This is a genomic window from Stenotrophomonas sp. CFBP 13718 (assembly GCF_014842145.1).
Lineage (GTDB): Bacteria > Pseudomonadota > Gammaproteobacteria > Xanthomonadales > Xanthomonadaceae > Stenotrophomonas.
This window is the reverse complement of the sequence record NZ_JACYVC010000003.1, coordinates 356,025-375,756: the sequence shown is the minus strand read 5'-3', so window position 1 is coordinate 375,756 and position 19,732 is coordinate 356,025. Positions and strand designations below refer to the sequence as shown.

The following is a 19,732-nucleotide window of genomic DNA, read 5'->3' as shown; positions in this document are numbered from 1 at the left end:
CCCGCGACCTTCATGCCGGCGCGGTCAAGCGCCAGCCCTGGCCGCGCACGGTCTGGATCAGATCGACGCCGAGTTTGCGCCGCACCCGGCCCAACAGCACATCGAGTGCATTGGAGTCCGGATCGAATCCGCTGTCGAACACATGCTCACCCAGCCGCTCGCGGCCGATCACGCTGTCCGCGTGGTGGATGAAATAGCCGAGCAGCCGGAACTCCTGCGGGCTGAGTGCCAGCTCGTGGCCATCGAGGCTGAAACGCCCTGCGTTGACGTCCAGCTGCAGGGGCCCACACTGCAGGCGCGGACTGGCATGGCCGGTGCTGCGACGGATGAGGGCGCGCAGGCGCAGCACCAGTTCATCCGGCTGGAACGGTTTGGTCAGGTAGTCGTCGGCACCGGCATCGAAGCCGGCCAGCTTGTCGTGCCAGCGTCCGCGCGCTGTCAGCACCAGCACGGGGAAGCCCCGCCCGTTGGCGCGCCAGCGCTCGATGATGCTCAGTCCATCAAGCCCCGGCAGGCCCAGGTCGACGATGGCGGCCTGGATGTCCTCCACTTGGCCGTGCTCTTCAGCAAGACGACCATCGGTGAAGGCATCCACTACATAACCAGCCTGCTCCAGCAGGGGCTGCAGGCGCTGCGCCAGTTCGGTGTCATCCTCGGCCAGCAGGATCCGCATCAGTCATCCAGTTCGGTTTTAAGCAGCTTGCCGGTGCGGGCATCATAATCCAGCTCGACGACCACGCCGTCCGCGCGCAGGATCTCGACCTCGTACACGCCGTCGTCCAACTCCACTTCCAGCAGTTTGCCGGGATGGCGGCGGACGGCATCGCGCACCACGTTTTCCAGCGGCACATAGCGGCCCTGCTCGACGGCGCGACGCGCGGTCTGCTGGGCATGGTCGTCGCCAGCGACTGCCGGCACGATGGGCAGCAGGGCCAGCGCAACGATAAGGGCGGCTTTGTACGGATACATGGGCGTAGTAATAGCGCGGCCGACTAACCGTTGGCTAACAGCGTGGGCTAAGCAGCTGTTAGGTGGGGTGCGCAGACTGTGTTGGCCGGACCTGCATTGGTCCACCTCCCAGGAGAACCCCATGAAGAAGCTGTCCCTGATCGCCACTGCTACCGTCGCCGCCCTGCTGGGCACCGCTGCCGCCGCCCATGCGGCCCCGCTGGGCCTGGCCCAGGTGGAACAGAAACTGCGCGATGCCGGCTACAGCCGCATCCATGAAATCGAGAAGGACGACGGCCTGTGGGAAGCGGACGTGACCCGCGACGATGGTCGTTTCCGCGAGGTCTATGTCGACCCGAAGACCGGCGAGATCTTTGACGAGTTCGATGGCCGTGCACAGCTGAGCATCGATCAGCTGCTGGCGAAGGCGAAGGACCAGGGTCTGCGTGAGATCCATTCGGTGGAGCGGGACGGCGCGACATGGAAGCTGGAAGCGCGTAATGACCGCAACCAGAAAGTGGACGTGCGCCTGAGCGGGCATGACGGCCGGCTGCTGGCCAGCGAGCGTGATGGCTGGTTGGATTGATCCACGTCGAAGGCGGATCCCGGACTGGTAGCGCCGAGCCATGCTCGGCGAGCGCAGCGGCGAACGGGTCACGATCCCGCGGCGTGTCCAGATCCCGCCCAGCGTGGCGGGGTTTACCAGCCGAACGGTGGCGGGCGGTCCCAGTATCCCGGGCCGGGACCGAAGCCGCCGCCGTAACCGCCACCCCAAGGGCCGTAGAACCCAGGCCCCTTGCCTTCGCTGACATGGATGTTGACGTTCACGCCGCGGGTCTTGCCCTCGTCGGTGGTGTAGTTTTTGCTGAGGTTCAACGAGGCGGCGTTGTAGTGGCTGTTGCCGTAGCCCTCGGAATAGCCGATGCCGGTGCTGACACTGCCTGATACGCGCAGCTTGTCATCGGTGACCTCGGCCACGCGTCCGTCTTCGCCACGCGGCAGCGGGCCGCTCTTGTCGCCGTAATACGTGCCCGGTGCGTCCTGCTGGAAGCTGGGATCGTTGAGATAGCGCAGCGGCTCGCTGGGTACGGCCAGATTGAGACCGGTCGCGGACTGCGGGCCGGTGGCTCCGGCTGCACTCTGCGCCATCACCAGGGACGGTGCGCAGGCCAGGCAGAGCAGGATCAGGGGGCGGATCATGACGGAACGCTCCAGCAGCGGACGGGGCAGGGCACGCGGCCCTCATGGCGACGCTAGCAGCTGCAGCTTGAATGATGCCTGTCGTGGCGCGGTTGCGGTAGCCGTGCGGTGGTGGTCCGGGCGGGGCCGGACGGCCGGCGGCTGATGCGGAAGGCGCCGCGTTGCTCGCCGAGCGTGGCTCGGCGCTACCGTCGGGGTGTCGTATTGGCGGTCAGCGGTAGCGTGCGGTGGTGGTCCGGGCGGGGCCGGACGGCCGGCGGCTGATGCGGAAGGCGCCGCGTTGCTCGCCGAGCGTGGCTCGGCGCTACCGTCAGGGTGTCGTACGGGCGGTCAGCGGTAGCGTGCGGTGGTGGTCCGGGCGGGCCCGGACGGCCGGCGGCTGATGCGGAAGGCGCCGCGTTGCTCGCCGAGCGTGGCTCGGCGCTACCGTGATGGTGTCGTACGGGCGGTCAGCGTTCCAGCCGCTCGAACGAGAACAATGCTTGCAGCGGGTGGCGTCGGCGTTCGATGTTGGCACGCAGCAGCCCGGCGCCGATCGTCGAATAGGTGATGCCGTTGCCACCGTAGGCCATCGCGAACTGCACCCGCGGGCCCCATTGCGCGTGCGTGCCGAAGAAGGGCAGCCCGTCCGCGGTTTCGGCGAACGTCCCGGCCCACGCGAACGCGGGGGTGGGATCCAGCGCAGGGAACCACTGCTTCAACCCTTTCAACAGCTTCTTCGACTTGCTGTCCACCCGCCGGTCGCGGCGCGCGGGCACATCCACCGTGTCGTCCAGGCCGCCCAGCAGCAGTCGCTTGTCGCCCGTGCTGCGCAGGTAGAGATAGGGGCGTGCGCTCTCCCACACCATCGTGCTGGCCAGCGCGCCCAGTTGGTCTTCGTGCAGTGGGTCGGTGATCAACGCGTAGCTGCTGCGATTGCGCGCGACGCGCTTGTCCAGCCATTGCTGGTTGGCGTAACCCTGCGCCAGCACCACGTGCTTCGCGCGGATCTCCACCCCGGATTCGGTGTGGGCGGTGACGCCGCGTGTGGTGGGCTGCAGGGCATGCAGCACGGTGCGGTCATGTACGTGGCCACCGCGTCGTTTTACCCGCTCCAGCAAGCGGTAGGTCAGGCAGTACGGATCGACACGGGCAGCCTGACGGGTCAGCAGCGCGCCGGCGCCATCCATGCCCATGCGCTCGCGCAGCGCGTCGCTGTCCAGCCAGCGCGCATCCAGGCCGTGTCGTCGGCGTGCGGCACCTTCGTCCTGCAGCACCGCCACATGGCGCGACTTGCTGGCCAGGTACACGCTGTCCATCTGTTTGAAGTCCACCCCGCGCAGGCCGGATGTCACCTCGCGCAGCTGTGTCAGCGCGTCCGCACAGGCCTGGTAGGCCAGTGCGGCATCGTCCTCGCCGTACTGCTTGGCGAGGTCCACCAAGTGGGTATCGATCTCATACTGCAGCAGCGCCGTGCTGGCTGCCGTGCTGCCCCAGCCGATGTCGCGCTGCTCGATCAGCACCACCTCGTGCCCGTGGGCAGACAGTTCATCGGCAATCAGGGCGCCGGTGATGCCTCCCCCCACGATCAGCACGTCGCAGTGCAGGTCGGCCTCCAGCGGAGGAAACGCCTGGATCAGCCCATTGCGGATGGACCAGTACGGGTAGCCACTCTTCAGGTCCATGGGATCAGGCCGTCGGGTTGCCGGTGTGCGGGGTATCAATCAGTTTGGACAGATCGAAGCCCTGCTGGCGCGCAGTGGCCAGATAATGATCGCGGATGGTCTTGTCCAGGTGCGGGGTACGCGAAAGCAACCACAGGTAGTCACGATCCGGGCTGCCGACCAGCGACACGCTGTAGTCGGGCGCGATCTGGATGACCCAGTAGTCGCCCTTGGTGAAGGGCAGCCAGCGCAGGCCCTTGGGCAGGAAGCTGACGGCAAGCCGGGCGCTGTCATTGTCGACCACGCTTGCTTCGCCGATGGCCTCCTCGATCTCGCCCTCCATGCGGCAGCGGTTGTGCACGCGGATGTTGCCGTCGTCCTGCAGGCTGTAGTGGGCCGACACATCGGTGCAGGCCTCCGGCTCGTGGCGCATTGGCAGGCGCGCGATTTCGTACCAGGTGCCGAGGTAGCGCGGCAGCTTGAGATCGGGGACGGTCTTGAGGTCGTTATGGGCGGTCATGGGTCTTGTCCCTGAAGGGGTAGGCCACCTTGCCGCCCGTGCCGACATGGACAGGTGAAACCGCCTTCTCGTGGCGTAGCCGCAACGCTGCGTAACAGGGGATGGCTTTAACGGGCCGCTGTGCGGGCCCATGCTGATGGCACGTACCAAGGAGTGATGCTGATGTACCAGGTGATCCTGCTGAAAACCGAATCCAGTTTCGAACGCGCCCGCTGGGAGCAGGCCGAGGACGTGGTGGAGCACGACGGCGTGACCTATACGCTGCGTGCCGGTCCGCGCCAGCCGCTGCCGACCGACCACGCGTGGGACCCCATTGCGGTGTATGCCCCGGAAGAGATCCCGGAAGAGGATTTCCAGGACTGGTACCTGGCCCAGCAGCCTCAGGTGGAAGAGCTGCGCCTGAAGTACTGATCCGTTCACCACGTGGGTCGTCGTATAGTCCGCGCACGCGCGGTGGTCCGTGCATGACGGTGCCTTGTTTTGTCTCTTTCCAGCCTGATAGCCAAGCGCGGTGCCCTTGCCGGCCTGCTGATGTTCCTGTTCCTGCTCAGTGCCCCCTCGTTGGCGCAGGAGCCGGCCGAGCTGACCCCCGAAGCGCAGGTGACCCGGGCGGAGGCCACGCTGAAGGCCGCCCGGGCATCGCTGGAGGACGCCGAGACCCCCGACACGCTGGCGACGCTGAGCGAGCGCGCGCAGTCGGCCAAGGATGATGCGAATGCGGCGGCCAAGGCGCTGCAGCCGCAGTTGGCGCAGCTGACCGAACAGTTGGTGCCGCTGGGCGAGGTGGCCGAGGGCAGCACCGAGGCCCGCGAAGTGGCCGTGCAGCGGACGAGCCTGACCAAGCAACGCAACGCGGTAGACGGCACGATCAAGCGCGCCGAGCTGGCCGTGGTCAACGCCAACCAGCTCACCGCCGACATAGAAAAACTGCGCGCCAGCCAGTTCAGCGAAGAGCTGGGCCGCAAGGTGGCCTCGCCGCTGTCACCGGCCCTGTGGGCACAGGTGGCGGCGACGGCACCGACCGATACCACCCGGGTGCTGGCCCTCTATCGGCTGGGGACGGGCGCCGTACGCGATGCGGTGAAGCGCAAGGGCTGGGGCCTGCCGCTGCTGGGCCTGGGCGTTGCACTGGTGCTCTTCTTCCCTGTGCGACTGTGGCTGCGCGCGCTGGGACGGCGGTACGCGGCCGCAGAGCATGCCCCCAAGGGCCGCCTGCGCCGCACCGGTCTGGCCGTGTGGCTGCTGGTGGTCGGCACGCTGCTGCCGGGACTTGCCGCGTGGGCGCTGGTGTCGGCGATGGACGCGGTGGGGGCCATCCCGCCGCGTCTGCAAACCCTGTCCAACTATTTCCTGGGGGCGACGTGTTTCTCCGCCTTCATCGTGGCGCTGAGCTCGTGTCTGCTGGCCCCGAAGCGCCCGTCGTGGCGGCTGCTGGAACTGGACGACCGGGCCGCCGGCAACCTGCGCAAGTACGCGTGGAGCGCGGCAGTGGTGAGCTGGGTAAGCATCATGCTGGCGGCCGTGGACCGGGCGGCGCGCACCAGTGAGATCAACACCATCGCCTTGGACGGGGTGATCGCACTGATCTACCTGTGCCTGATCATGGCCATGCTGGTGACCTTGTCCCGCCTGCATCGGCGGCAGACCGCCGAGGCCGCCGAGCGTGCCGAAGCGCAGGCTGCCGATTCGCGTGCACGCGGTCCGGCCCAGCGCAGTGGCTGGATCGTACTGACCCGCGTTGCCGGCAACGTGGTGGTGGTGGCGGCGATCATTGCCTCGCTGCTGGGCTATCTCAATTTCGCCAAGTTCGTGACCTCGCAGCTTGTATGGGGCGGCATCGTCGCGCTGACGACGAGTCTGCTGCTGAAATTCGCCGATGACCTGTGCACGTGGATGTTGCACCCGGACAGCCGGGTTGGCCGCACCGTGGTGCTGACCACCGGCTTGAGCGCGGCGCAGGTGGAACAGGCGGGCGTGCTGTTGTCTGCGTTCAGCCGCATCGCGCTGGTGCTGATGGCGCTGCTGATCTTCACCGCACCGTTCGGCAATCTTGGTTCGGTGATGGGCAGCGTTGAGGCACTGTCGGACGGCATCCCGATTGGCCCGGACATCAGGCTGCAGCCCGGCAAGATCCTGCTGGCCGTGGTGGTGCTGCTGGGCGGCCTAGCGCTGATGCAGGCCCTGCAGCGCTGGCTGGTCGATACCTACCTGCCGAAGACCGAGCTGGACTCGGGTGCGCAGAACTCGATCAGTACCGTGGCGCGCTATCTGGGCATCATCCTGGCGGTGCTGTGGGCGCTGGGTGCACTGGGTATCGGCTTCGGGCAGCTGGCGCTGGTGGTCAGTGCGTTGTCGGTGGGTATTGGTTTCGGCCTGCAGGCGATCACGCAGAACTTCGTGTCCGGCCTGATATTGCTGGCCGAGCGGCCGGTGAAGATCGGCGACTGGATCAAGATCGGTGACCAGGAAGGCGACATCCGCCGGATCAACGTGCGCTCCACCGAGATCACCGTGGGCGACAAGTCGACGCTGATCGTGCCGAACTCGGAGCTGATCACCAAGACGGTGCGCAACATGACCATGGGCAGCGCGCAGGGCCGCATCCAGATCCAGTTCACCCTGCCGTTGAATGCAGACGTGGCGGCGGTGAAGCAGGTGCTGCTGGACAGTTACGAGGCGCATTCGAGCGTGTTGAGCGACCCGGCGCCGTCGGTGTTCATCGACTCGATCAGCGGTGGCCAGGTGGCGATCAACAGCTTTGCCTACGTGCCCAGTCCGCGGCAGGTGTACGGCACCCGCAGCGACCTGTTCTTCACCCTGCTGCAGGAATTGGCCGCGCGGGATATCGCGTTGTCTGCGCCCACGGACATCCACTTGGTACGTGACCCCGACGCCGCAGGTTGAGTCTGCGGCTCGGGTTGGAGCGCTTGCAGAGGCAACAGCAACGGCAATAGCTGCAGGGCTGTGTGCTGGTGGGGCGGGGTGGGTTGGCGGGGGACGGCAAGGGCCGCATCCATGCGGGCCTCGTTTCGCGCCATCCATGGCGCTCAACGCCCCCGCCACCCCACCCCGCCCCACCTTCGACAGGTCCATGGCGGCCATGGAAGTTGTCGGACATGCGGACATCGGTAGCGCCGACCCATGGTCGGCGAGCGCAGCGGGTTGTTGGCGGAAACATTCCGCCGAGCACGGCTCGGCGCGGCTGCCTTCGTCAGGTCATCGCGGGCATGAGGGCCGTCGGACATGCGGACATCGGTAGCGCCGACCCACGGTCGGCGAGCGCAGCGGGCCGTTGGCGGAAACACTCCGCCGAGCACGGCTCGGCGCTACCGCTCTTTCTTCATTTTTTCTGCGCGGGTGGCGGGCACCGAAACCTGTCAGAGGGCCGGGCGGTGGGGCTGGGCGGGGGCGTTGAGCGCCATGGATGGCGCGAAACGAGGCACGCATGGATGCGGCTATTGCCGTCCCCCGCCCAGCCCCACCGCCCGGCCCAGCACCAGATACAGCCCCCCCCACTCGCGAGGGGCTCAGCCGTTCGACCCACTATCCGCGTGGACGCCGCGATGGCACCAGCGCAAAAGTATCCACGGCGAGCTTCTCGGCATGGTTCAACCATGCGCGGATCTCCAGATCATCCACTTCATGATCCAACCCAAAGCTCAGGTTGATGCGGCCGCTCGCATCGGGCTGCACCCACTGCTGGGCCAGCACCACCTGCCGCTGCGATGACACCGCTTCGATCCAGAAGCCCCGCTGCGGCTGGGTACTCGCCACCAGTTCCAGCATGTACTGGCCAGCACGGGTACGACGGCCCTTGTCGGTGATCATGTGGGCCTGGCGAACGCTCGGACGCGGACCATCGAAGGCATCCAGCGCTGCATCCACCTGCACACCACCGCGCAGGTCATCATCGCGATACAGCTTGATCCCGTTTTCGCGGTTGACCAGCAACGCGCACCAGTCACCGTCGGCCGATCCATCCTCGAAGGCGGTGCAGCGGTCTACATACGCCAGCGTGCTGTCCTTGTCGGCTTCATCGAATTGGCGCGACGTGTTTTCCAGGTAGACCGTCTTCAGTGCCCAGTCCTTGTCGTACTCCAGCAGCACCGGCGGCTGCACATGTTGCACGCCGACGATCACTTGGTTGCTGTCGTCGATGCGCAGTTCGCGCGTTGGCTCGCCCAGCCACAACGAACGGGCAAAGGCGAGGTACTTGGGATAGTCGCGTCCGTTGTCCTTGCGTGCGGCGACGCTGGCACTGGCCGGCCGCTGCGGATCGATCAACGAGCGGCCGAAGCCGATGCGCTGGATGGCAGGATCCAGCAGGCTGAGCAGGGTCGCCCCGCTGTCCAGCGTGGTGGCATCGTCCACCTGCAGCTGGCGCGGCTCGATGTCCTTGCCGACGAACAGCAGCAGGTTCTCGCGCTCCTGCTTGGCCAGCACGTGGCTGAGGTCGTTGGGCATGGCCAAGTGATCGGATGACACGACGATCAACGTGTCCTTGCCATGCGGGCTGGCCTGGATACGCTCAACCAGCTGTGAGATCAGGCGATCCGTGCACTTCAGCGCGTTGAGCAGGCCGATGTTGCCGTGCGGGCTCTCGTAACGCTCGTTCTTGCACGACACCGGCAGGTGGCCGGCCGGGTGATGGGTGTCCATCGTCAGCGTGGTGAGCATGAAGGGTTCGCCCGCACGCGACAGCTGCTCGAAGCGGCGATAGGCGGTATCCAGCAGCACGTCGTCATGCACGCCCCACGCGGAGTAATGGATGCGACCGACCTTCTTCTGCTGTTTGAACCAGGCAAGGTCGTGCACTTCGTCAAAGCCATGGCTGGCGAGGAACTGCCCCTTGCCGGCGAACTGACCGTTGGCGCCCCCCAGGTAGTGGTTGGTGTAGCCCTGCTGCTTGAGGTAGTCGCCGAGGCAGACGGCTTTGGGCAGGAAACTGCCCATGCGGTCCATGCTGTTCTCATCGCCCTGCGCGGTCGTCAGTGGTACGCCACACATCGATGCGACCAGTCCGGCGATGGTCCAGCCGCTGCCCTCCGGCGAATCCAGACCGCGCACATCCAGCGAGCGCGCCGCCAAGCGGTTGAGATTCGGCATCAGGCCGGGGAATACGCTCTCGTCGAGATAGGTGCGTTCCAGGCTTTCGCCGTATATCCAGACGATGTTGCGCGGGCGCTGCAGCGGCTGCGTCGGCACCTGGTATTCCGGGGCGATCTCAGCGAAATCGACCGGGCGCAGCTGGTAGTAAAGACGCTGGCCGTCGGCGAACAGCGGGCTGACACACACGGCCAGCAACCATAGTCCCGTGAAGCTGGCGAACAGTGTCTTGCCGCGGCCGGGTCGTTGCCAGCGCTTGATGCGTACAAGGGCAAACGGCAGCAGGGACACCAGCAGCAGGGCAATGTAGCCCGCGATGACCCGCTTGAAATCGGAGACACCGGCGCCTTCCATATCGGCGCCCAAGTGGTACAACGTGGCCGCATTCAATCCGTCGCCGGACAGCTGGTCCACCAGCCACCAGGTGCTCAGGGCGATCAGCAGTACCGAAAGCAGGCCGGCCTTCCACCACAACCATTTACTGGAAACCAGCAACAGCCAGGCAAGCACGAACAGCGTAAGCAACAAAATCCAGAGCATGGGCATATTCGGCAGTGACGGAGGTGGTGATGGACGTCGTACCGACGCGTGTCCATCTCGACCGGACTGCCAACCACAACAACATGACAGACCGATGACTCGATCATGCCTGCACGAACCTGACTGAAATGTTTGCCGAAAACGACAAAAGTGGATAAATCGTCAGCTTTGTGGCGTTGGTGTGAATCGCTTGATAGCGCGTGGATGATGCGCGTTGGTAGCCGACTTCAGTCGGCTGGCTTCAACCGTAGTGCGCCAGCAGCCGACTGAAGTCGGCTCTACCGGTCGGCTGGCATCGAGCGTGGGGCGTTGGCAGCCGACTGAAGTCGGCTCTACCGGGCGGCTGGCATCGAGCGTGGTGCACGAGCAGCCGACTGAAGTCGGCTCTACCGACCTGCTCTACCGGTGGCCGCGTTCTTCGCGGGCGCGGGCGCGGCGGTCGAACAGTAGTGCGCTGGTGATGATGCCCAGGCCGAGGAATACGCCGATCAACATCAGTATCATCGCGATTGCGGGGTAGCCGAACAGATGCACGCCGTTGTCCACTTTCATCATCAGCGCCGACGCCAGGATCAGGGCGGCGGTGACGATGCCGGCCGACACGCGGTTGGCTATCTTCTGCAGGTTTTCCATCAGGCGCGATTCTTCCAGCCCCGTCACCTTCATCTGCAGCCGGTTTTCAGCCAGCAATGCGAGGATGTCGGTCATCTTGCGCGGGCCGACGCGCAGCAGTTCCTGCACTTCCATCGCTTCGCTGGCCAGGTTGGCCGCCGACAACGATTTCTTCAGCCGCGCGCGCATCACGTGCTGCAGCTGCTTCTCCACGATGCGTCGCGTATCCAGTGTCGGTGACAGCAGGCGGCACACCGATTCCAGGTTCAACAGGGCCTTGCCGATCAGGCTCAGTTCCGGCGGCGTGCGCAGGCCGCTGGCGGTGGCGATACGCACCATGTCCAGCACCACGCGGCCTTCGGAGTAGTGATTGCTGGCGGCGTACCGCGCAATCATCTGGCCGGTCTCGCGCAGGTAGCGTTCTTCTTCGAACGACTCCAGCCGTGTGCTGATCGCGATGATCTCATCGGCCACTTCCTCGCCACGGCCATCCACCGCAGCGAACAATACCTTCAACAGACGCTCGCGCAGGCGCGGCGGCATATGCGCGACCATGCCCAGGTCGAAGATGGCCAAGCGGCCGTCGTGGGTCACGCGCAGGTTGCCGGGATGCGGGTCGGCGTGGATTTCGCCGTGCACGAAAATCTGGTCCAGGTAGCCGCGGATCAGCGCAGCCGCCAGCGGGTCCATCGAGTGTTCGGTGCGCCGGATATCCGGGATCATGTCCACGCGCACGCCGTCGGCGAGCTGCATCGTCAGCACGCGGTTGCTGCAGTAGTCCCAGATGGGCTGCGGGACCCACAGCGGCTTGAACGGTCGCAGGTGTTGGCCGAAGCGCTGCAGGTTTTCTGCTTCTGCCTGGTAATCCAGCTCCTGCATCAGGGTCTTGGCGAACTCGTTCAACCAGTCGCGCAGGCGCACACGGCGCCCCACCTGGGTCAGGTGGTCGGCGGCCAGCGCAAAACTGCGCAGCGCTTCCAGATCTGATCGCAGCTGCGCGGCGACCTCGGGCTTCTGCACTTTGACAGCGACTTCGCGGCCATCGCGCAGCGTGGCACGGTGCACCTGGGCAATGGAGGCGCAGCCCAGCGGAACGGGATCGAAGCTGGCGAACAACGTGGAGACGGTGGCGCCCAGTTCTTTCTCGATGATGGCGTGAATCCGCTCCACCGGGATCGGCGCGACGCTTTCCTGCATCCGCTCCAGCGCCGTAGCGAACTCCACCGGCACCATGTCCGGCCGGGTAGACAGCATCTGCCCCAGCTTGACGAAGGTCGGGCCGAGGGATTCCAGGTCGGTGACGAACTGCTCCGGGTTGCCGTCCGGCGGCACGTCGGGTGCGCCTGCAGCGTCCAGGTTCATGCCGGAGAACACGCCGGAATTGCGGTAGCGCATCAACAGCCGCAGGATCTGGCTGCGGCGGTTCATGCCGGTGATCAGCGGCGGGTTGGCAGACGCGGCAGGCGGGTTGTTCAAGCAGGACTCCGCGATGGTGCAGGAGGCCCAGTGTGGCGGGGGCAAGGTGGTGGAGTGGTGAATCCGGTGGTGTCTTTTGGGATTCACGCCTTTTAGGTCAGAATCCGCCTTCTTCCTCCCCCTCTGATGATGGACCCTCCATGGCCGGTGCCAGCCTGTTCACCCTGCTCGACGACATCGCCACACTGCTGGACGATGTGGCGGTCCTGACCAAAGTCGCCGCGAAGAAGACCGCCGGTGTGCTGGGTGACGATCTGGCGCTCAATGCACAGCAGGTCACGGGCATGAGCGCGAACCGCGAACTGCCGGTGATCTGGGCGGTGGCCAAGGGCTCGTTCGTCAACAAGCTGATCCTGGTGCCGGCCGCCTTGGCGATCAGCGCCTTGGAGGCGTGGTTGAAGTCCCGCGGGTACAACGTGCCGCTGATCGTGCCATTGATGATGCTGGGCGGTGCCTTCCTCTGCTACGAGGGCGTGGAGAAGCTGGCACACCGCTTCCTGCACCCGGCTGAGGAAGACGAAGCGAAGCAGGCAGAGCGTCGGCAGGCGCTGGCCGACGACACGGTGGACATGGTGGCCTTCGAGAAGGACAAGGTGAAGGGCGCGATCCGCACCGATTTCATCCTGTCGGCCGAGGTGATCGTGCTGACCCTGGGCGTGGTGGTGTCTTCCGGCGCGGCCTTCATGCAGCAGGTGCTGACGCTGAGCGTGGTGGCCGTGGCGATGACGGTGTTCGTCTACGGACTGGTCGGCGGCATCGTCAAGATCGACGACGCGGGTCTCTACCTGGCGAAGAAGGGCGGTGCGGTGGCCGCCTTCGGACGCGGCATGGTGGCTGGTGCCCCGTGGCTGATGAAGTTCTTGTCCATCGCCGGTACGGCCGCGATGTTCCTGGTCGGCGGAGGCATCCTGGTGCACAACGTGCCGCCGTTGCACCACTGGGTGCTGGAGCATGGCGGCGAAGGCCAGTGGGCGTGGCTGATCAATGCGCTGGTGAACGTGGGCGTGGGCCTGGTGGTCGGCGCGCTGGTGCTGGGGGCGGTGACGCTGGTGCAGAAGCTGCGCGGCAAGCCCGCACACTGAAAGCCGGACGGCCAGCGGCCGTCACTACCAAAAGCGGCCTTGACTACCGGGTCAACCGGCCTGTACGCGGTTGCGGCCCTCGCGCTTGGCCGCGTACAGGGCCTCGTCGGCGCGTCGCAGCAGGGTTTCGGCGCTGTCGGTCGGCTGCCACTGCGTCAGGCCGGCGCTGAAGTGCACCGGCACGCGGTGGTCCTGCACGTGCAGCACGCGCTGCGCCAGCGAGCGCTGCAGGCGCTGCAGGGTGGACATGCTGTCGGCCCCGGGGGTATCGGGCATCACCAGCACGAACTCGTCGCCGCCCAGCCGCGCCACGCTGTCACTGGCCCGCAGCAGCAACTGGCAGACACTGACGAAATGGCGAAGCACGGCGTCACCGCCTGCGTGACCGTACTGGGAATTGGTCTGGCCGAACTCGTCCAGGTCGATCACCGCCACCGACAGCGCGCTGCCACCCCGCGATGAGCGGGCGAGTTCGGATTGCAGCAGGTCGTCCAGGCCGCGCCGGTTGAGTGCGCCGGTCAGGGGATCGGTGCGGACCAGGTCGGTCACTTCCCGCAGGTCATTCTCCAGCTGGGCGATGCGCTGTTCGGCCACTTCCACTTCCAGCCGCGCATTGGCCAGATGATCGCGGGCCTGCGCGGCCTGCTGCTGCACGCGACCGGTGTCGTGCAGCACGCCCTGCAGCAACTGGTTGAGATCGGCGATGCTGCGCGCCTCGCGCAGGGCCAACGCGTAGCTGCTGATGCGATCGTGGTACTCACCGGTGCTGTTGGCCATGCCATCAAGCTGCTGCACGAAGTCGCCCATCAGCCCGCGCATGGCCGCCTTGGAATCGGCGATGCCCTGCTTGAGCAGGCCCTGTTTGTAGATCACCTGGCGCAGCTCGGCGCGGGTGCGTTCGACGGCCGCTGTATCCAAGGGCCCGGCCAGCAGCTGGCGCACCGCATCGATCTGTCCGTGCAGCCACGCGCCGTCGTCCAGCAGCTCACTGATGTTTTCCAGCAGCAGGTCGAACAGGCCCAGCAGCAGTTCGTCGCGTTCCTGCCACGCCTCGCTGCGTACGCCGATCTGGTGGCCCAGCTCGCGCAGGCTGTTTTCCAGTCCATCCAGCGGCTGCCCGGGCTGCCACTGTTTCCATGCGGCGGCCTGGGTGATTGCCTGCTCGCGCAACTGCGGGTCGTGCTGCAGCAGGCTGGCCACGGTGATGCCCAGCACGTGGCGCAGCTGCTCGCGCAGGCGCTCGCTGTCGGGCTGGCCGGCCGGGGAATGCTGTTCGATGGTGCGGATGTATTTGTCGATCAGCTGGCGCATCGCCCGGCCATAGCGCGGCCAGTCCGCGCTGGCCTGCGCCGATTGCAGGCGGTCGCCCATGTCGCCCAGCTCGCCGGGAAGGGTCGCCATGCCGTCGGCGAACGCCGCCAGCAGCGTCTCTGGCTGCTCTGCGCCGATGAAGATCTGCTGCAGCGTCCGCCCATCGACGCGGCGCGGGCCCGCATCGGACGTTGCCGGTGCGGCACGCACATGCGCCAGCGGCCCGAGTTGGGTGCCGGCGGAAGGGCGTGGTACAGGGCGGTCCGTCATGCGGTGATCCGTGGGGAGGTGGGGGCTGGTGACAGCATATCGGCGCGGTCGACGTTGGCTTTATACCTGTCCAGCCCTCACGATGGCAGCAACGCGCCATGGGAGAGGACGATGCGGGTGATGCTGCTGGGAGCAACGGGTCTGGTGGGTGGCCAGGCGCTGCAGATTCTGTTGGAGGATACGCGCTGCACGGCGCTGATCGCGCCCACGCGACGCCCGCTGCCAATGAGCGCGGCAAAGCTGGACAACCCGGTGCTGGATTTCGAGCAGCTGCCCGGTACCGCGCCGTGGTGGGCGGTGGATGCGGTGGTCTGCGCGCTGGGCAGCACGTTGGCCCAGGCCGGCAGCCGCGAGGCCTTCCGGCGCATCGACCATGACTACCCGCTCACCTTTGCCGGCCAGGCACATGCGCATGGCGCCGCGACGTTCGTGCTCAATTCGGCGGCGGGCGCGGATGCGGGCTCGCGGTTCTTCTACAACCGCGTCAAGGGCGACCTGGAGCAGGATCTGCGCGAGCTGGGCTTTGATTCGCTGACCCTGGTGCGGCCGGGGCTGATCGGCGGCGAGCGCGCGCAGAAGCGCACAGGGGAACATCTGGCATCGAAGGTGCTGGGCCTGCTGGGTCCGGTGCTGCCGCGCGGTTGGCGGATCAATCCGGCGGAGAAGATCGCAGCGGCGTTGGTGGAAGCGGCGTTGGTGCCGCGGCCGGGCGAACACGTGGTGGCTGCGCGGGACCTCGCGGGCTGAGCCCACGAGTGTTTCGCTGACGGCCAGCGGCCGTCACTACCGGACAAGCGGGGGGGCTTGGTTGGGGCAGGTTCCCTTGCCCTGCAAAGGAACCTGCCCGCTACGCCTTCCGGGTTTCGTTGACGGCCCGCGGCCGTCCCTACCGGATCAGTTGGCCAGGGCCAGATCGTCCATCATGGTGCGCAGGAAGCGTGCTGCCTCACCGCCGGTGGCGGCGCGGTGATCGAAGGTCACCGACAGCGGGATCACCTTGTGCGCTTCCACGCCGCCCATCACCGGGGTCATCTGGTGGCGGGCGCGACCGGCGGCCACGATCGCCACGCACGGCGGCACGACCACAGGGGTGGCGTAGCGACCGGCGAACATGCCGAAGTTGGACAGCGAGATCGTGTAGCCGCTCAGTTCGGAGGCGGCGATCGAGCGCCCTTCCACCTGCTCGCGCAGGCGGTTGACGCCCTCGCGGATGCCACGTGCGTCCAGCATGTCCGCGTTGCGCAGGGCCGGCACGAACAGGCCGTCATCGGTGTCCACCGCGATGCCCACGTCCACGTGCGCATGCAGGGTGCGGGTCAGCGCCTCGCCATCGAACCAGGCGTTGAGCGCCGGCACCTTCTGGCAGGCCACCACGATCGCCCGCACCAAGCGGCCGGTCATGTCGGTACCCGGCTGCCACGCATGGATGTCGGCGTCGTCGTTCAGCGTGGTCGGTACGACCTTGCTGTGCGCGTCGGCCATGACACGGGCCATGTTACGACGCACGCCCTTCAGCTGCTCCGGCTGGCCCTTGGCGACCACGCCCGGCGGCTGGGTGCGCATCGGCTTGCCGGCGGCGGACATCGGCGCGCGCTGGCTTTCCACGCGGGCCGGGACCGGTGTGGCCATCGCCTGCATGGCAGCCGGCGCAGGTGCCGATCCGACCTTGGCACTGCCATCGGCGGCCGCCTGCTTCACGTCCGCCATCGTCACTGCGTTGTCGGTGCCACTGGCACGCACGCGCGACAGGTCGACACCCAGCTTGCGCGCCATGGCCCGCACCGCGGGTACGGCCTTGACCCCGCCTACGGCCACCGCCTGTTCGGCGTGCACGGTGTTGGAGCTCTGCATCGCGCCCACCACGGTGCCGGCGTCGTCGCGCTCGCCACCTTCCTTGATCTCACCCCCCTCGTCAGAGGCCACCACCTTGTCCGGCTGTGCCGGTGCGGGCTGGCCGGTGCTCGGCGTGGGCGACGGCGCGGCGGGTGCGGCATGGCCGTGGCTGTGGCCGGTGTCCTGGCCATCGGCACGCTGCGGCATGTTCGGGTCGATCTCGAAACTGGCCAGCACGGCACCGGTCGGGATGATGTCGCCCGCTGCGCCGGACAGCTTCAGGATCTTGCCGGAGACGGGCGAGGGCACCTCGACCACGGCCTTGGCGGTTTCCATCGATACCAGCGGCTCGTCCAGCTTGATCGTGTCGCCTTCCTTGACGAACCATTCCACGATGGTCGCGTCCGGCAGGCCTTCGCCCAGGTCGGGCAGGTTGAAATTCTTGGTCTGGCTCATGTGCAGTTCTCTTCCAGCAGTTCCAGTTCGCGGGCCGGCAGCCAGCCCGTCGCGCCGTTTGCGCGCTCGGACCACCACCAGCCCCCATGTTCGTGATGTAGCCGTACCATCTCGCCGTTTTCCACATCCAGCTCGCGCGCATCGTAGTCGCGCAGGGCTTCCGCGCGACCCTCATCAAGCCGCTGCAACCACGCGACCGGTGCCCAGCCGGCGCGCCCATCCGTGGTGCGCACCCAGGCAAAGGCCGGCCATTCTTCGTCACGTACACCGACTTCGACGATCTGGCCGGTGTGGAACCGGAGCGGGTTGGGATACTGGCTGCGATACGGGCCAAGCAGGCGGGCCCACATATCAGCCTGCCGCAATGGCGCGCTTGGCGGCCGTCACGATCCGCTCCACGCTGGGCAGGTACTTCATTTCCAGGCGGAACAGCGGAATGTGCGTGTCATAGCCGGTCACGCGCTCCACCGGGGCCAGCAGGTCGTACAGCGATTCCTCGGCCAGGCGCGCGGCGATCTCCGCACCGAAGCCCGCCGTCTTCGGCGCCTCCTGCACGATCACGCAGCGACCGGTCTTGGCGACCGATTCGGCGATGGTGGCGAAGTCCAGCGGACGCAGCGTGGCGACGTCGATGACTTCGGCACTGATGCCTTCACCGGCCAGCTTGTCAGCCGCTTCCAGGGCTTCCTTCACCTGCGCGCCCCAGGTCACCAGGGTCACGTCGGTACCGTCGCGCAGCACGAAGCACACATCCAGCGGCAGCGCCTCGCCATCGTTGACCACCACTTCCTTGTACTGGCGGTAGATGCGCTTGGGCTCCATGTAGATCACCGGATCCGGCTCGCGGATCGCAGCCAGCAGCAGGCCATAGGCACGCTGCGGCGAGGACGGCAGCACTACGCGCAGCCCCGGCACGTTGGTGAAGATGGATTCGTTGGCTTCGCTGTGGTGTTCCGGTGCGCGGATGCCACCGCCCCACGGCACGCGCAGCACCATCGGGCAGTGCAGGCGGCCACGCGTACGAGTACGCAGGCGCGCGGCATGGCAGATGATGTGGTCGACCATCGGGTACATGAAGCCGTCGAACTGCGCTTCGGCCACCGGCTTCATGCCTTGTGCGGCCAGGCCGATGGTCAGGCCGGCGATGGTGGTTTCATCCAGCGGGGTATCGAGGATGCGGTTGGCGCCGAAGCGCTGCTGCAGGCCGGCGGTGGCGCGGAACACGCCGCCGTTGACGCCGACGTCCTCACCCAGCACCAGCACCGATTTGTCGTGCTCCAGCTCCCAGGCCAATGCCTGGGTGATGGCTTCGATCAGGGTGATGGGCGTAGTGGTCATGACCGTGTCTCCACCGGCGACAGCAGCGCTGTCGGCGGCATTGGTGCGGGAAGCAGGAGCGCCGTGCTTGATCTCATCCATGACGCTGCTCCAGGGCGATGGCAGCAGCGCGCTGGGCCAGCAGGTCCGGCGGCGGATCGGCGTACAGGAAGTCGAACATCGCCTCGACCGGCTGCACCGGCGTGTTGAGGTACTGGTTCACGTCCTCGTCCACGCGCGTCCCGCACTCCTCGATCCACGCCTTTTCTTCGGCTTCGCTCCATACGCCCTGCGCGGTCAGGTACTTGCGCAGGCGCAGCATCGGCTCCAGCAACCAGGCATCCTTCACTTCGGCATCGTCGCGGTAGCGGCGTGCGTCGTCGGCGGTGGTGTGGTCGGACAGGCGATAGGTCATCAGCTCCAGCACGGTGCCGCCATTGCCGGACAGGCCGCGTTCGCGCGCCTGTTCCATGGCGGCCAGCACGGCGATCAGGTCGTTGCCGTCCACCTGCAGGCAGTGCAGGCCACCGGCCAGCCCCTTCTGCGCGAGCGTTTCGGCACCGGTCTGCGCCGAGCGCGGAACGGAGATGGCCCAGCCATTGTTGACGATGCACAGGATCAGCGGGAGCTTGTAGGCACCGGCGGAATTCAGTGCGGCATAGAAGTCGGTCTTGGAGCTGCCACCGTCGCCACAGACGGCCACGGCGACCTGTTTTTCGTCGTTGAGCTTGAACTTCAACGCAGCACCGGCAGCATGCAGGCACTGGGTGGAGATCGGCACGCAGAACGGGAAGTCCTTGGCCGCATTGCCACCGTAGTCGTTGCCACGCTCGTCGCCGCCCCAGTACATCAGCACGTCGTACGGGCGCACGCCGCGCATGAACATCGCGCCGTATTCGCGGTAACTGGGCGCGAACACATCGCCCACCGCCATGGCCGCGCCGATGCCCACATGCGCCGCTTCGTGGCCCAAGCAGGCGGCGTAGGTGCCCAGCTTGCCGGTGCGCTGCAGGGCGATGGACTTGCTGTCGAAGACGCGCACATAGAGCATCTGCTTGAACAGCGGGACCAGCACCTTGGGATCCCGCAGGGAGGCGGGCAGGTCATCACGGACGAGCTTCCCGTCCGCGTCCAGGTATTGGAGATATTCGATCTTGAACTCAGCAGCAACTGTCATTGCGGACGACACCTTCGACAGGAAGTTACAAATGATATGAATTGCCATGTTAAGGACGGCATAGGAAAAAGCTGTCCTGCGGCGCAGCAAGAGTTTGCCCGTTCAGTGCGCGTGTCCCTGCGCAGAACGCCAGCAACAGCAACGTATTCAGTCGATGCTGCACAGCACCACAATACCCCTCCGGCGCGGTCAGTGGCACAGGTAGGAACCGGTTCCACGCGCCAGTGCGCTGTAATTCACG

17 protein-coding genes are annotated in these 19,732 nt (G+C 66.4%); 5 read left to right on the top strand and 12 right to left on the bottom strand.

All coding sequences use genetic code 11. The features are described from left to right. Positions 1–10: 10 nt before the first annotated feature. A complete protein-coding gene (locus tag IFT58_RS07530) occupies positions 11–673 on the bottom strand; it encodes a response regulator transcription factor (RefSeq protein ID WP_188325301.1) in 663 nt (220 codons plus the stop codon). Continuing rightward, positions 673–969 (bottom strand): PepSY domain-containing protein, encoded by a 297-nt coding sequence (locus IFT58_RS07525; protein ID WP_192082259.1) that lies wholly within the window; start codon positions 967–969, stop codon positions 673–675. The genes IFT58_RS07530 and IFT58_RS07525 overlap by 1 nt, the downstream gene beginning before the upstream one ends. A gap of 121 nt (positions 970–1,090) precedes the next feature. Between IFT58_RS07525 and IFT58_RS07520 the strand changes: the two genes are divergently transcribed. After that, positions 1,091–1,534, top strand: a complete 444-nt coding sequence (locus IFT58_RS07520; RefSeq protein WP_188325299.1) for a PepSY domain-containing protein — start codon at positions 1,091–1,093, stop codon at positions 1,532–1,534. Between the two features lie 113 nt (positions 1,535–1,647). On the opposite strand, the gene IFT58_RS07515 is transcribed toward IFT58_RS07520, so the two are convergent. The 3 genes from IFT58_RS07515 to IFT58_RS07505 form a co-directional block, all read right to left on the bottom strand. Then, positions 1,648–2,148: a hypothetical protein gene (locus tag IFT58_RS07515; protein WP_192082261.1), complete on the bottom strand. Its 501-nt coding sequence runs from the start codon at positions 2,146–2,148 to the stop codon at positions 1,648–1,650. 449 nt (positions 2,149–2,597) lie between these two features. Next, entirely contained in the window at positions 2,598–3,812 is a 1,215-nt protein-coding gene (locus IFT58_RS07510) for an FAD-dependent oxidoreductase (RefSeq protein ID WP_192094344.1), read from the bottom strand. 4 nt (positions 3,813–3,816) lie between these two features. Further along, positions 3,817–4,311 (bottom strand): lipocalin family protein, encoded by a 495-nt coding sequence (locus IFT58_RS07505; RefSeq protein WP_188325296.1) that lies wholly within the window; start codon positions 4,309–4,311, stop codon positions 3,817–3,819. A gap of 162 nt (positions 4,312–4,473) precedes the next feature. Between IFT58_RS07505 and IFT58_RS07500 the strand changes: the two genes are divergently transcribed. Continuing rightward, entirely contained in the window at positions 4,474–4,722 is a 249-nt protein-coding gene (locus IFT58_RS07500; protein WP_188325295.1) for a hypothetical protein, read from the top strand. A gap of 120 nt (positions 4,723–4,842) precedes the next feature. Continuing rightward, positions 4,843–7,215, top strand: coding sequence for a DUF3772 domain-containing protein (locus tag IFT58_RS07495; protein ID WP_192082579.1), 2,373 nt, complete (start codon positions 4,843–4,845; stop codon positions 7,213–7,215). Between the two features lie 639 nt (positions 7,216–7,854). Here IFT58_RS07495 and IFT58_RS07490 read toward each other — a convergent pair. Together IFT58_RS07490 and IFT58_RS07485 are read right to left on the bottom strand one after the other, a co-directional pair. Further along, on the bottom strand, positions 7,855–9,957 hold the full coding sequence (locus IFT58_RS07490; RefSeq protein WP_192094343.1) for a phosphoglycerol transferase I: 2,103 nt from the start codon (positions 9,955–9,957) through the stop codon (positions 7,855–7,857). A gap of 399 nt (positions 9,958–10,356) precedes the next feature. Continuing rightward, on the bottom strand, positions 10,357–11,997 hold the full coding sequence (locus IFT58_RS07485) for an AarF/UbiB family protein (protein ID WP_342029542.1): 1,641 nt from the start codon (positions 11,995–11,997) through the stop codon (positions 10,357–10,359). A 188-nt stretch (positions 11,998–12,185) separates the two neighbouring features. Between IFT58_RS07485 and IFT58_RS07480 the strand changes: the two genes are divergently transcribed. Beyond that, on the top strand, positions 12,186–13,127 hold the full coding sequence (locus IFT58_RS07480) for a DUF808 domain-containing protein (RefSeq protein ID WP_192094341.1): 942 nt from the start codon (positions 12,186–12,188) through the stop codon (positions 13,125–13,127). A gap of 51 nt (positions 13,128–13,178) precedes the next feature. Here IFT58_RS07480 and IFT58_RS07475 read toward each other — a convergent pair whose 3' ends face one another. Then, on the bottom strand, positions 13,179–14,708 hold the full coding sequence (locus IFT58_RS07475; protein WP_192094340.1) for a GGDEF domain-containing protein: 1,530 nt from the start codon (positions 14,706–14,708) through the stop codon (positions 13,179–13,181). Positions 14,709–14,819: 111 nt separating this feature from the next. Between IFT58_RS07475 and IFT58_RS07470 the strand changes: the two genes are divergently transcribed. Beyond that, a complete protein-coding gene (locus IFT58_RS07470; protein ID WP_192094339.1) occupies positions 14,820–15,455 on the top strand; it encodes an NAD-dependent dehydratase in 636 nt (211 codons plus the stop codon). 147 nt (positions 15,456–15,602) lie between these two features. Here IFT58_RS07470 and IFT58_RS07465 read toward each other — a convergent pair whose 3' ends face one another. From IFT58_RS07465 to pdhA, 4 genes are read right to left on the bottom strand one after another with little or no spacing between them, the layout of a single operon-like run. Then, positions 15,603–16,997 carry a dihydrolipoamide acetyltransferase family protein gene (locus IFT58_RS07465; protein ID WP_192094338.1) on the bottom strand — a complete coding sequence of 465 codons (1,395 nt, stop codon included), beginning with the start codon at positions 16,995–16,997 and terminating at the stop codon, positions 15,603–15,605. After that, entirely contained in the window at positions 16,994–17,347 is a 354-nt protein-coding gene (locus IFT58_RS07460; RefSeq protein WP_188325288.1) for an SH3 domain-containing protein, read from the bottom strand. Before IFT58_RS07460 ends, IFT58_RS07465 begins: the two co-directional genes overlap by 4 nt. A 1-nt stretch (position 17,348) precedes the next feature. Continuing rightward, on the bottom strand, positions 17,349–18,416 hold the full coding sequence (locus IFT58_RS07455; protein WP_188325287.1) for an alpha-ketoacid dehydrogenase subunit beta: 1,068 nt from the start codon (positions 18,414–18,416) through the stop codon (positions 17,349–17,351). After that, complete coding sequence (pdhA, locus tag IFT58_RS07450; RefSeq protein ID WP_188325286.1) at positions 18,409–19,491, bottom strand: pyruvate dehydrogenase (acetyl-transferring) E1 component subunit alpha; 1,083 nt, start codon at positions 19,489–19,491, stop codon at positions 18,409–18,411. The genes IFT58_RS07455 and pdhA overlap by 8 nt, the downstream gene beginning before the upstream one ends. Between the last annotated feature and the right edge of the window lie 241 nt (positions 19,492–19,732).

Coding starts and splice junctions, on each gene's coding strand:
- IFT58_RS07530 (WP_188325301.1), bottom strand. CDS start 673: ATGCGGATCCTGCTGGCCGAGGATGACACCGAACTGGCGCAGCGCCTG.
- IFT58_RS07525 (WP_192082259.1), bottom strand. CDS start 969: ATGTATCCGTACAAAGCCGCCCTTATCGTTGCGCTGGCCCTGCTGCCC.
- IFT58_RS07520 (WP_188325299.1), top strand. CDS start 1,091: ATGAAGAAGCTGTCCCTGATCGCCACTGCTACCGTCGCCGCCCTGCTG.
- IFT58_RS07515 (WP_192082261.1), bottom strand. CDS start 2,148: ATGATCCGCCCCCTGATCCTGCTCTGCCTGGCCTGCGCACCGTCCCTG.
- IFT58_RS07510 (WP_192094344.1), bottom strand. CDS start 3,812: ATGGACCTGAAGAGTGGCTACCCGTACTGGTCCATCCGCAATGGGCTG.
- IFT58_RS07505 (WP_188325296.1), bottom strand. CDS start 4,311: ATGACCGCCCATAACGACCTCAAGACCGTCCCCGATCTCAAGCTGCCG.
- IFT58_RS07500 (WP_188325295.1), top strand. CDS start 4,474: ATGTACCAGGTGATCCTGCTGAAAACCGAATCCAGTTTCGAACGCGCC.
- IFT58_RS07495 (WP_192082579.1), top strand. CDS start 4,843: ATGTTCCTGTTCCTGCTCAGTGCCCCCTCGTTGGCGCAGGAGCCGGCC.
- IFT58_RS07490 (WP_192094343.1), bottom strand. CDS start 9,957: ATGCTCTGGATTTTGTTGCTTACGCTGTTCGTGCTTGCCTGGCTGTTG.
- IFT58_RS07485 (WP_342029542.1), bottom strand. CDS start 11,997: ATGAACCGCCGCAGCCAGATCCTGCGGCTGTTGATGCGCTACCGCAAT.
- IFT58_RS07480 (WP_192094341.1), top strand. CDS start 12,186: ATGGCCGGTGCCAGCCTGTTCACCCTGCTCGACGACATCGCCACACTG.
- IFT58_RS07475 (WP_192094340.1), bottom strand. CDS start 14,708: ATGACGGACCGCCCTGTACCACGCCCTTCCGCCGGCACCCAACTCGGG.
- IFT58_RS07470 (WP_192094339.1), top strand. CDS start 14,820: ATGCGGGTGATGCTGCTGGGAGCAACGGGTCTGGTGGGTGGCCAGGCG.
- IFT58_RS07465 (WP_192094338.1), bottom strand. CDS start 16,997: ATGAGCCAGACCAAGAATTTCAACCTGCCCGACCTGGGCGAAGGCCTG.
- IFT58_RS07460 (WP_188325288.1), bottom strand. CDS start 17,347: ATGTGGGCCCGCCTGCTTGGCCCGTATCGCAGCCAGTATCCCAACCCG.
- IFT58_RS07455 (WP_188325287.1), bottom strand. CDS start 18,416: ATGGATGAGATCAAGCACGGCGCTCCTGCTTCCCGCACCAATGCCGCC.
- pdhA (WP_188325286.1), bottom strand. CDS start 19,491: ATGACAGTTGCTGCTGAGTTCAAGATCGAATATCTCCAATACCTGGAC.